At 36.9% G+C, this 14163-nt stretch carries 3 protein-coding genes; all 3 read right to left on the reverse strand.

What is annotated here, in order from left to right; all coding sequences use genetic code 11:
• Position 1: 1 nt before the first annotated feature.
• Positions 2–9712: a SpvB/TcaC N-terminal domain-containing protein gene (locus EG346_RS06025; RefSeq protein WP_164466376.1), complete on the reverse strand. Its 9711-nt coding sequence runs from the start codon at positions 9710–9712 to the stop codon at positions 2–4.
• 208 nt (positions 9713–9920) lie between these two features.
• Positions 9921–11888, reverse strand: coding sequence for a DUF8202 domain-containing protein (locus EG346_RS06030; protein WP_123877389.1), 1968 nt, complete (start codon positions 11886–11888; stop codon positions 9921–9923).
• A 15-nt stretch (positions 11889–11903) separates the two neighbouring features.
• Positions 11904–14147 (reverse strand): S8 family serine peptidase, encoded by a 2244-nt coding sequence (locus tag EG346_RS06035; protein ID WP_123877392.1) that lies wholly within the window; start codon positions 14145–14147, stop codon positions 11904–11906.
• Between the last annotated feature and the right edge of the window lie 16 nt (positions 14148–14163).

Genomic DNA, 14163 nt, shown 5'->3' on the forward strand with positions numbered 1-14163 from the left:
TTTAGCGATTTCCTGTTCGCAAATTATCTTTTGGTTTTTTATAAATATCTAAAATAGATGGCTTTTTTTCTGATTTCAAGTCCCTGATTTCACGTTGTTGCCTAAAATCTTTTGCAGCATTATTCCTCCTAAATCCATCAAACTTTTCACTAATTATATCACGATCAGAAGCAGAAAATTGAAGATCTGTTCCAAAATAAATAATTTCCCAATTATCTCCTATATCACCCTTAACACCTTTTGATTTAAGACTCTTCTTAAAAAGTGGGTCCTTTTCCTTGGAAACATGGTCAATTGCATAGTCTGCCCAATGACCACCTTCATGAATTATAATTTCTGCTAAATTATCAATATACTTTTTATTTCCTTTATTTTTTGAAACCGTGTTTACTACGCCAGAATCTATTTTAATAACATTGGGATCATCTTGATCAAAATTCCCCAAATCAAGTAAACTTTCATTCATTATAACAGTGGGTCCATCTTCATCTTTGAGCATTTTCCCTATCATTTTATCATCTACACCAAATTTCTCTTTAAACGCTCCTCGAAATCCTGAATCTCGAAACACCGCTTTTATAGTTTTTATTGCCTCTTTATATAATCTTCTTTGCTCTCTCGTAGCATTTGCTGGTAATCTAAAATTTCCATCAGGATCAATGTAGTTAATAGGCTTGTTTCCACAATAAATATAAGACTCCATTGTTTGTTCCGCCAGTGGATCCACATTTAACCAAAGAGAAATTCTTGGATTATAATATCTAGCTCCATAATAATAATACCCTGTTTCAGCATCAAGTTCCTTGCCATTAAACTTATAGGGACTGTAGTTACTGTTTCTGTGGTTTTCTACAAAAGTTTCACCACTTGGGAAGTATTCTATATTCTGGGTTACTTCTCCGTCCAAGCCTGTGATATAGCTGCTGGAACCTAAATGATCCGGATGGAACCAGTAGATTTCCTTCTCTTTATCTCCTATATAATTATTGACACAAGCTCCGTTATACCCTGCATTCTGCCCATAATTTGGTGGCGGAGTAATATTGTTCTGCTGCATTACCGTCAGACTGCTTTGGGTCGCTGCCTGTAAAATAGTATTCGATACATTTACAGGATTGATAGGCGGTGTGCTTCCTGCAAACGGAATGATCAGCCAATTACAATCGAAGGCTCCTATATTAGGACTTGTTCCATTTTTGGTGACAATTCGCTGGCTTCCTGCATAATAATGCTTGGTATAGTGCGGCATTGAAACAGCTCCTGTACTATCAAATAAGAGGCTTAAAGTTAATAATCCATTTGGATAAATTGTAGCAGAATGAGAGGTAACCGGATTCTGCGGCCATGAATTTGTCAAATCTCCTTTGTTTAAAAAGATAATCCCTGAATACAATACATCTTTAATAATTCTTTCTCCTCCTGCATCATAGGTATAGATCGCTGCCCCGTCAATCTCAGGGGTAGAAGGGTTAGTATCTACAAATCGAAGTCGGTTTTCCTCATCCCACCGGTATACTGCTTTTGCTTCAGTATAAACACAAGATTCCTGTTCGATCGTAGTAGGATTTCCTTTTGCATCGTATTTATAATGCTGGAACTTCACTCCCGGATCGTCTGGATTACAACATGTAGATGATGGTACTAAGTTAGGCTCATCTATAATTGTTGTTGGAGCATGCGGATGTGCAGGGTTATCATACTTATAGTTCAGTCTGTAAGAAGTGGGCTCCATTGCGGTCCAGTTGTTGTTGGTCGCTCCAGTAGTCCATTCATGCTTTTGAGTTTTGCTCATGATATTGTGCATATTATCATAAGACATTGCAACAGTGTAACGATGACGTTCTTCCTGAGCCTGCGTATTGATTCCTCTCCAGTTTCCTGAAGCAGAAGTAAGGCGGTATAGGTCATCATATCCGTATGCATAATTGGTTCCCCCGCCTAAAAGACCATTGACAACAGGGGCATTGTTATGAACCTGCATTACATTGGAAACTACATCATACTGATACACATTCTGCATGAAAGATCTGCTGGCATTTTTAGCATACATTTTCAAAAGCCTTCTACGGTTGGTCTCATACTCATAAGTGGTTTCCGTATTGTTTCCGTTTTTCAGGTATACTCTCTGCTCAAATTTGTCATATCCAATACTGTTGATCATTGGATAAGAATTTCCATCTTTTAAAGAGGCAACATTATTTAAATTCCCCGCTTTATCATATTTATATGTTAATTTTTCGCCATCAGGATAAGTAATTGTCTTTACACGGTTCCAGGTGTCATACTGCCATTCTGTTCCGAACCAGTAAACCTGTGCTCCCGGAACTGCCACTGAACGTCTCTGATAGGTAAGTTCACCCAGTCTTCCATATTTCAGGTACTGCGTTCCTGTAGCGTCGGTCTGATACCATAATCTTCCTACTGCATTGTTATCCATTGCTGAAGCATCCAATGCATTTCCGTAGTAATATTTTACGTTGTTTTCAGGATATAAAGGGTATCTAACCTCTTTCAATCTTGAATAATCATACTTGTATTCTACCGTTTCATTAGCCGCATTGGTTTTGGAAGTCATATTATTGGCCGGATCATACTTGTACGTAGTAACTCCACTGTCCGGATGCATATAAGAAATTCTTCTTCCCAAATCATCATAAACAGAAGTGGTAATATTATTGTTCACATCTTTTATCTGGAGGATTTCTCCAATCGCATCATGGGTAAACTGGGTTTTGATATCACCAGTATTTGAAACTTCATGAACCGAGGTTGTTCTTCCTTTGATATCGGTATAGGTTTTCTTAATACTTCCCAGTTCATCTTTGAAAATGGTTTCAAACATATTTCTTCCCTGAACATCTGTTCCAAAACCGTAAGTAATGGTCGAGAACAGGTTTTCTCCCGGCAGTTTGGTATAAATAACTCTGTCTAATACATCATATTGGTTAAGTGTTGGCTCGATATTGTCTACTGCAGCATTATACTGAGTATTAGAAGAACTAATATCTTCCAAAGTAGGATAGTAGGTTTTTAATGCTCTTCCGAACGCATCTTCTTCTACTTTACCTGCTACAATATATTTTAATCCCTGGTTATGAATATCTCCGGTTTTCTTTACCTGAATAGCTCCTCCAAAACCATCTGCAACGGTAATGGTATTGATGGTGTTGTCTGCATATTCCGGATCATAATGCTTGGTTGTAGCAAAAGACTGTGCATTGGTCGCATTAAGCGGTGCATTGGTAATCGGGCTATACTCAAATTTAATCGTCCATGGGATATTGTTAAACAGTTCATATGGTCCAGTGATTTCTGTAGTTCTTGCTTTAGCATCATATACATATTTCATTGGCTGAAGGTTCATATCTTCAGTATAAGTAGGTCCCCCAAAACGGAAGTCATATTTAGTTTTACTGCTATACCCAAAGGCATCCTGAACTTTTACCGGATACGTTTTTACATTGTCATCATACGTATACTGGTGGAAGAACCTTTGGTTCTGCACATTCGCAGGTCCTGTAGATTTTGTTATATTTCCATACACGTCATATTCAAAATCATACACTGAATAATTGGTTCCCTGATTAAGGATGGTCATTTTTGAAAGATCACCATTAGCATTATACTCTGCTTTTTTCTCTCTAGTAACCCCTTGTGCCGTATTTTTTACTGAAGTCGGCATGACAATATATAAAGATGGATTAACTAATGAATAGGTAATTTTACTCGTTAATATTTCTGAAGCGCCTATATCAGGATCTCCAGAGTCTTCTACTTCTACAGCATTCCCCCACTGGTCAAACTTCTTGAAGTTTGTACCTGTAGTTTTCCATCCTGTATCTCCCTCAGTAAAGTGAGAGTTTGTATTGAGTATGGCTACAAAACATGCAAAATTCTGATAGGTCTTTTCATCCTCTCCATATTTAATCGTAAAATCAGAATTAGTGTCTTTTAATTGTTTTAAAGAATAATTACTGACATTTACAGTCCATGTTTTATCATTAGCATCTATAAGTCTTTCTGTGTTTAATAATCCTTTTAAATAATAGTTGTTATTATGAAACCTTTGTATTGTTTTTCTATAAACTACATTAGAAGAAGCACCGCCCTGTTTTGTATCAATTTGATTGGTCGTAACTTGTCTAAAACCGTAGAATGCTCTTTCTCTTCTACTGTAATATGGACCTTCATAATCTACCGTTACTTTGGATACATCCGGACCGTATGCATTATCTCCTGTAAATCCATCATTGGTAATAACACTTTTTAATACATATTTGCTTTGAGGCATATCATAGGTGTTTCCTACTCTTTCATAATCAACTTCCCATGATCCTCCCATTGGTGTGGTTACTTTTTTAAGAAGGTTGGTAGTACCTATGGTCGAATATTTTACCAATGCGGTATTGTTAATAAAGTTTCCGTTACCGTCTAACTGCGATTTTACTAAATCCGGATATCCGTCTCCGTTCAAGTCTACTATCTGCTGCTGAACGTTGCTGTCTCCTTCCCCAAAGCTCGCACTTGGATTGATAGAAATTTTAAAAGAATTTCCTGTAGTTCCAATAGGGATAAGAATAGATGCCGTAACTCCCATATTCATATTATACCCTCTGGAAACATCCTGTTGGATTGCTGAAGAAGCATTCCATGGTGTAGCAACAAATCTGTTCCCGGTATTCAGCTGTACGCTCAGATTTCCTCCGGAGCTGCTGACTAAATCTGCTAATCCGTCATTATTTATATCTACAAGTGATGTTTTCTGATCAGAAAGTGTTTCAGATTTTCCAGCGCCAAAAGAGATACTTGCATTAAACATGCTAATCCCTTTAGGTAAATTATCTGTTATCGTTCCTCCGATAGAAGCCCCTATTCCAAGGTTAGAAGAAGTGGTTTCTCCATTTCTGAAATTACCATAAGAAAGGTTTTCAGCAGGAGCATAAGAATATCCTAAATTAAGCTGAACCTGTCCGTTCTCTGCAACTCTATCCAGTAGACCATCGCCATTAATATCTATATAACTATAATTTGAATGGTCATCTCCATCCGATGTGCCTGCAGAAAAATTGATACCCGCCTCGGCTGCCTGTTCAGCTTTTTCATTGCTTGATTTATTAGATTTACCCGACAATGGATAGTTTTGTCCCATTCCGAATCCGGAATTAGAATGGTCCGTTCTATGTGAATTATCATTAGCTCCGGGCAATGTATTGCCTGAAAGCATACCCATCATATTGGTAAACTGAACCATATTCCCGTTCAATACATCCGGATATCCATCTCCGTTCATATCGAAATAGTCCAGTGTGTTGATTGTTTTCCCGTTAGATGTTGTAGAATTCAATGAAAAAATTCCAGGTCCTGCCGATAATCCGGTATTGGTATTGGTTGTTTTTGACTGTTTAACAGGAGCATTAAAAATTCCGGGGCTGTTTGCCGGAGTACTTTGTGAAAGAACCCCCATATCATTCATTCCCATTCTGGAAGTAGAAACATCCGTATTTTGTACATAGGTTGTTTTACTTATTCCGATAAATCTCTGAATAAAATCCGAATTAGTTTGAGCATTAAGATCTTTTCCATTGTATGGATTCATCATGATAAATACTCTTTCATTTAAAGGAGTAGAATCATTCGGATCATTCGGAGGCAATAATCTGCTAGGATCTATAGCCTGGCTTCCATAATCTTTTAACTGACCTTGTAATTGACTGCACGTCGTTGGTAAGGTTCCATATCCTCCATGATAGATAAACTGTCCCCAGTTTCTATACATTGGCCCAAATCTTCCGTCATCTTTAGAAAGATTAGTTGTAGATCCTGCTTGGTATATCTTATCTGTATCTTTCCCATAAAAGTTGATATCATAAGTCGCAAATACTGTAGGTGCAGATGTATTGAAGTATACAGGCTGACGAAGTTCTACCTGTATATTAGAAGTGGCTGTATCTAAGCCTTCATCAGATGCAAGATCGGAGTAACATTCTACGTAATATTCATTCCCTGGGATAACTGACTGATGAATAGCAAGCTGCTGAATAGAACTTACACTTCCGGTCCAGTTTATACTGGTAATCTGCGGAACCGCAAAATTTCCTGTTGCTACCTGTCTTGTTCTTACGATAAATGTATATTTTCCTACAGGCTTACCCGCAAGTTTGGCATATAGTCCATAATTGCTGAGATTAGATGGCGGGGAAAAATGAGCCTTAAATGTTGAAGGAGTATTTGTTTTTAAATTATAAAATTGAAAATCCGGAATTATAGGAAGCTCCAAATCACTTCCGTTATAATTTACAGTAAGTTTTAAATTATTAAATTTTAAATCCTCCCATTTTTCATTGACATCAGATTTCACCTGGAAATATAAAACATCACCTTCCGCTAAAGCTCCCGTATTAAAAATAAGAGACTGGTTTCCAACGACATTATATACATATGACTGACTTCCTACAAGTGTAATCGTACCGTTCGAGTGTTTTCTTAAAACATTAATATTAATATCTCTTACTGTTACTGGTTTTATAAAGGTTCCTGTAATTGCTCCTGCACTTACACCTACCGGCACCCCTATCCCACTTTTACTGCTTACCAAGCTTGTATTACTAAATTGGCGCAGCGGTGTTTCTGACGAATCATTATATAAATGGTATATATTCGCTAAAGGAGCATAGATGTATTCAATATTTACAGGAAGTTCTACGGCATCTTCAACTCCATTATCAATAGAATTCACTCTAAAATAGAAATAGTCGCCCTGTTTTACTTCAACTGAAGGCTGGTCAACAGTATATGTACTGCTTGCTACATTAAGCACTGTAAATGGCACTAAAAAAGTAGAAATATTCGTCTGAGGCTTATAATATTGTAGGCTTATTTTTACTCCATCAGAACTTGCCGAAGGATTTTTTAATTTAATAAGTCCTGATATTTTAATATATCCGTCATAAGGAGCTTTCCAAACCTTCACCACATCATGAAGCGGAGAGTTTTTATAATCTTCCAAGATATCATTACAATCTACACTTGGAGTACTTATAGAAGCTCCTTTATTAATAGGGTTTGGAGTAAGTGATACATCTGTCGTATATTTTAAAACTCCATTATCTACCCTTCCAAAATATACCTGTCCGTTACTGACAATATCCTGTATGCCATCACTATTCGCATCAGTAAAATAATTGTAGGTAAAGTCTTTAGTTTTAGAGGTTCCAAATGATGCTGATGCTGTAAATAAATCACCTGCTGTAGCCTGGAATCCAAAAGCATTCGTGTAGTTTTTTGAATAGGAAAATGATTTCGAGTTTTCAGGGGTTATTAAGCTACCCCCAAAAGGACTTACATCCGGCCCTTTCTTTCTATACTTGAAAACCGTATCTGGTGAGTTCCAGTCATTCTTTAGAATTTTATCTGGTAAACCGTCACCATCCACATCAGCCATAGAGAGTCTTCCTCCTCCTTTTCCTTCAGTATATTGATAATCTCCACCAAGGGTTGCGCTTTTAATTAAGGGGTTATATCCTTTTGTGTCTCCCGCCAGAGCGATTCCAAATGTAAGAGCTCCTCCTACCGTTGTATTTTCGGAATCTCCATGTCCTAATAAAGATGAGCTCTTAATGCCCGCATCATTAGCAACAGCATCAATAGCTGTTTCAGGAGCATATTGGGAGGTTCCTATATTGTTAAAATATTCTATCCTATTGGTATAGAAAATCTGATCATCAGCGTCTTTTTCAGTGATGGTTTCTAAAAGAGATTTAGAAAAAGCTCCGGTTTTATACTTAAATTCATAGCTTCTAACTTTGGCTCCGTCATATAATACCTGAACATTCCCCAACCTTTTTGAAGTTACCTGAACAAACCCTAGTCGCGCATTTACCTGAACATCCTCTCTTTGGGCTGTATCATATCCAAAATTTACAGTATATTTTTTTAAAGAAGGACCTGAATCATTAAGCGTATATTCTATTTTGGAAGGATACATTTCTTTTCCACCGTTTCCAAGAGCACCGGAAGAACTGTATATAGATCTATCATACTCATATTTCACATAGTTTCCATTGGTATCAACGGTTTTATATAATCCCCAATAACCAATGTTTCCATTAGCATCTTTAAGTACGGCTTTGTCATTTATACCTGTCTCATCTCCTCCAAAATAGGATTTTGTGCCATCTTTAGAAGTTACTATCCATACATAGTCTTTAGGGTTTGTTCCTTTTCTTATAATCTTATTATAAGCACCTTCAATTCTTGGATAAAATTGTCTGTCTGACTGTCTTGCCTTTTCAAAGCCCTCATTCCTGTTAGGCATGGCAAAAACTCCGGGACTTACCTCAAAGGTCAACTGTTCTCCTCCTATTGAATACAATTCAGTTTCAGTCCCTGAATTGTAGGTAGGAACGCCCCATCTTGTATCAATAGTTATGGCAGGAACAGACATATCCCATCCCAGTCCCATCCAGCCGTTTCCTCCTTCACTGCTATAACTTACCCCCAAAGATGGCTGCATTCCAGCTCTACCCGCAGGAAGTTTAATTGGGAAATTGGTGGTAATACTTCCCATACTGTTAGGAGAAGGTGGTGCAATGCTTACAATTCCTTCAGAAGGGTTCGCCGCTTTGATGTCTTTAATAGAGTTGGGAGCATAGCTTCCTGTTTCCGGAGATTCAGGAACTTTTAAAACTCCATTGACCATATCTGTAAAGTGGGTCGTTTTTGATACCAAAACGTTCTGCTGCAGATTGACACTGTCTTTGTCTAAAGCAATCCATTTTTTCTCTGTTCTGTCAAAATAAAAAGTTTTGATATCCTGTTCCGTATACCCGGTTGGTATTTTACTTTTGTCATATCCTAAAGATACTTTTGCCGGAGCCGAAAAATGATCTCCATGAGGAAGGAAACGATACCCTGCATTTTCAGATGTTACGTTGACCATTTCAGGAGTAATCGCAGGCATATCTATGTCTCTAAGCGCTGTGATTGAAAAGTTTTCTGAACTTTTAAGGACTCCTTTTGGAATGTTTAATTCAGCGGAACCCAGATTAAGTTTTTCAGAATTACTGATACTTCCAACAAATTTTGAAACAGACAAAGCATTGTATTTTACGCCGATACTATTTTCAAAATTCTGTTTTTTATTAGAAATTCCTATCCTAAGGTTTTTTACCTTATAGCTATAGTCTGCAAGATAAGGCAAGGTAAAAATTACCGTATTCTTTCCTTGTCTGATAGATTGATCTGCTATGGGTTCCGACTGGTGGATCCAGGTCGTATTTTTTTGGATATTTTTTCCGCCAACAGCCAGATCATCATTGATGACCTTGCTAACTTCCTTATAGCTGTCAACTCCATACAAATCATATTCTAATGTATATTGATATGCAGAATTAATTTTTTCATCAACTGAAATATTAAAGATATTATCATAGATCTGATCAATAGGATGTTCTGAACTTGTTCCTATGATACCTTCTTTAATATCAGAAATATAATATCGCTTTTCATTTAGTGATAAAGGAGCCGAAGCATTATACTTGATCGTTTTAGCAGGTGAAACCAAAATATTATGGCCTGATTTCTCTTTGCTTCCGTCAATAGTATTTCCGGAAATACCATCAGGCTCTTTAGAGATATCTTTTTTCTCTTCACCCGTAATACGTTCAGAAATTTCTTTCTTAATATTTTTTTTTGAAGCGTAATTAATTTCCATTATGGGGGTCATGTTGTCATGCCTATTCAAATAAGATGAATTAGCATAAGCATGAACCTGAGACCAACAAGTGAAAAATATAATTGAATTAAGAAGTTTTGTTTTCTTTCTTAACACGCTTAATAAAGATTTTTCCATTCGTTTATATGTGTTTTTTTATCTCTAAGACACTCTGGTTTTACCTGTAGAGCGTCTTAGAGATTTAATATTAATTTTTTACAATTAGTTTAAATACTTTTATTTCAGACGAAGTTTTTACAATAATTAAATACACGCCTTCGGCTGATAGGGTATCTTTTATTTCATAGTAATCTTTGCCTTTGTCCTGTATGGTTCTTACCAATCTTCCAGATCCGTCATGTATTTTTATGTCTACCTTTTCTATTTTATCTGAAATAATTCTAATGGTAAAAGGCTGTCCTTTAGATACCGGATTAGGATAGATCACAATTCCGTTTTCTCTTTTTCTGGTTACTTTTACCGTGTCTTTTTTAATACAGCCATCTGATGTTTTTACAGTTACGGTGTATTCTCCCGGCTCATAAACATTGATGTCCGGAGCAGTGCTTGTAAATCCGTTGTCAGAAGTCCAGCTATAGGTTGCATGTGGATCTGTAATCTGTACAGAGGCATCAAAATGAGCAGCATTTCCTGAAGAAATGGCGACATCCGGACCAAGGTCTAAATTAATAGTGCTGAAGTCATTAACCGTGAAATCATATCCGGTAACATTATTATCAGCATCGGTAATATTCAGATGATAGTTCCCAATTGTTAAATTAGGAAACGACACCTGTGAGCTCTGAACGGTTATATTTTGTGACGTTCCGTTACCTGTAAGGACAACATTAAACGGCGCTTTTCCTCCTTTAATATTTAAATTAAGAGTTCCGCTCGTCGTAGTACACGTAGGCTGAGTAATCTGATAAGTAGATAAAATTTTATTTCCTAAAGCAAATGAGAAAACATCGGTCCCGGACAGGTCCTGATCAAAAACAACATCTTTAAAATGCACCCCCTGGTTATTATCAAGATGATCCATTGCGTAAGCCTCAATATTGGCCGAATTAAAATTCCCTTGTCCTGTTCTGTCTACAAGAAGCCACAGTTTTTTATCTGCCGGAATCTGAGATATAATATCTTTAATAGAGAAAACGACCTCCGTTGGAATGATCTGTGAATTTTCTGTTGTAAATCTCGCTTTCCATTTTCTTTTTAATAGTCTATACCCAAAAGTATCAACGTCAAGCTCTAACGGTTTTTTATTATCACCCCAAATCAAAAAACTCTGATCTGGAAATTGTGCATCGTTTGATTTATTATCTATCGTCAATTTTTTCGCTGCAATCACAAGTCTCTTTTGTTCTGACGAACTGGTAGCCTGTTTCTGATAAAGATCTGAATATCCGTCTCTTGCAATACCTGTGATATTGGCAGGATAATCATTAAAATCATCCTGCTTCCAGATTTTTTTGTTTTTGGAGCTTAGATATTCTGTATAAGGCATTGTAATAGCGTATTTTACAGCCAGATAAGAATTCACCCTATTGCGCTCGTTAAGCGTAAGGATTTTTCTGTATGCAAAAAATTCAGAAAGTTTTCCTGTAAAGTTTTTCCATTGATGGTTTCCTTCATCTTTCCCGATATACATCGATGAAAGCCCTGTCTTACCTATTACTTTGGTAATTTTAGTGGAAGGGTTTCCAAACTTGGAATACAAACTGAAAGAAGCCAGAGTATCTATTATGCTTGTATTGATATAATTAATCTGTTCGTTATTGTATCTGAAAACATTTTTAGTACTGTAAAACAGCTCTTTCTCATCTGTATTCTCAGTTGTAAATAATGCAGATTCCTGTGTTGAATTCTTATTCTGATAAGCCGTAAAAAAGTTCAGTTTATCTATCGTTTCTATGACAAAAGGAAACTTCAAAAAATCATCTACACCATCAAAATTTAAACATTCATTATAATTGAGTAATGAATATGTTGGTTGATTAGCTCCTGTTAAAGCTTGTATCTGATGCTGGTTGCCACTATAATCCTGGTACAACAGCGAAGGGGTCTGAAGTGAATTGGTCTTATACCATACACTTGTGCCTCCTACGCCTCCAGGAGACTGTGCATTTGAAATGCAGGCAAGTAAAACGCTGAGGATCGTAACTATTTTTTTCATGTATGTAAGCGTTTTTTATTTGATGATAAGTTTTTTGGTTTCCTTATATTCAGCGGTCTCTATAGAAACCATATAGATTCCCTGAGAATAGGATCTCGTGTCTATCGTTTTTATGAAATCTCCTTTTGGAAATTTAGTCGAACTTTGTTCCGATGATATCAGCTTACCTGAAGCATCATAAACAGAAATTTTAATGGAAGACTCGCTCTTTAAGAAAAATCTAATGTTTACTTCTTCTTTAGCAGGATTTGGGAATAATGTAAAATGTTCAGATGCCGAACTGGTGGTGTTAGACGCTGACAGAACTTCCAAACCTACTCTTTCCTGAGCTCTATATCTCATAACAGAAATAAGGTCAAAACATGGGGTGATAAAAGCGCGGAATCCCGCACCCTGCTCAACATGAAAACCCGGAAGTAAAAGAATATCTCTGGATGCAATATATTCAACACCCTGCACAGGAGCTATAACTTTATTACTTGCAACGATCTGTTTAGCCAAAATGGTTTGACTTGTCGTAATATCATTGGCCGGGCTTACCAATGTTTTCAGATCTTCTTTATAACAGAAATCTACATTGGACACAACTATCGAAAAGGTCTGACTTCCACCAGGTAATAAAGGTGTCGCATTTGTTTTAGGGGAAACAATGATTTTATAAGTTGCTATTTCAGGGTTTTTAACATCTACTCTTTCTATGGTATCTACATCATTGGTTGAGGTTTTTGTTGCGGCTCCCGTTAAATTGCTCATTCCACCTAATTTCCAAGGATAGTATGTACTTTCTGTTCCGTTAGAGTTTATCTTTACAATTTTTAAATCTAAATCATTAACTACGTTCGGATTAGTAAGATCTACCACATTATTAACCAGATTTCCCTGAGGATCTGTCCACGAAATAGTGGCAGACAATGGCTGACTTGTTTCGTAAGGAACTACATACAAAGTATATTTATTTCCCTGGTTTAGTGTAACTTCTTTTATTAATGTTGATTTTTTTTCATTATTAATAATTCCTTCAATATTATTGTAAATGGCTTCAGAAGCTCTTTTTGCATCTGCCAATCCCCAACCATATATATAATCCGGTCCTTCAGTCCCTTTATCATTGGCTGTATGTGCTAACAATGCACGTACCGTGGAAGAAAGCATATAACTTTGTGTAGGACTTACAGATTTGTAATACTGCTGAAGTAAAGTAATAATACCTGAAACAACGGCTGCTGCCGAAGAAGTTCCTCTGTAAGTACCGTAAGCAGCATCGTAGGTTTCAATGGATGAATAAATATTTTCGCCCGGAGCACAGATATCCGGCTTTATTCTTCCGTCATCTGTAGGCCCATAACTGCTGAATGCTGAAACATCAAATGCTTCATCAGAATTCATATTTACATTTTTCTTCGCTGAAGCAACAACCAGAACATTTTTCGCGATGCCTGCTCCTTCCAGTAGGTCATATCCATTTTTAGCAGATACCTGCGGAACGATAGCGGGATCAATCTCTCTGGCATTACCCGCTGCTTTTACAATTTGTAAATACGGTTTTAAGTACATCAGATTATCCCATGATTGCGCTGTTAGATTATATTTTCCAAACTGATAGTTTTGAAGATACATAGGATCGAAACCGTAGCTGTTGTTGGCCACTAATATTCCGGTTGTCCCATTATATGCCTGTGAAAGCATTTCCGGAACATCATCTACCCAGTCATAAGCATTAATTTTTGCTTCATAAGCAATTCCTCTAGCCTCAGCTTCACCATTATTTCCTGCCAGCGTTCCTGCTATATTGGTACTATGTCGTGAAATCGTCTGATTTTGTAAATTATCGTAGCTGTTTATTTTTCCGGCTAATAACTCGTGGGTCGTTCTGGGTTTTGAATAATCCCACTGACCAATGATCATATTATTTCCGGTTATATTAAGTCCCAGTCCTCCTCCGGAATAGAGATTATTAGCTTTTGTCATTTTCGCTGCTCCGGCATTAAGAGTCGTATAATATATGGGGCGACCATTCTCATCAGCCCCGATAAGCTGTTTTTCATTGCCGTTTTCAGAAATAAATTCCTTGTGGCCTAAGCTTTTAAGCCTTTGAATCTCATTTCTTTGCTTTTGCGCCTGCTCTTGTACTTTATTTCGAAAAGCCTGGATCTCTCGTTCCTGCGGGTCTGTTTTTAATTCATCTTTGGTCTGACCGTAAGATGAAAAAAAGAACATCACAGCGATACCTAATATAGATTTATGGTAGATTTTCTGCATCCGGAAAAAATTTAAT

The organism is Chryseobacterium carnipullorum, from assembly GCF_003815695.1.
Taxonomy (GTDB): domain Bacteria; phylum Bacteroidota; class Bacteroidia; order Flavobacteriales; family Weeksellaceae; genus Chryseobacterium; species Chryseobacterium carnipullorum.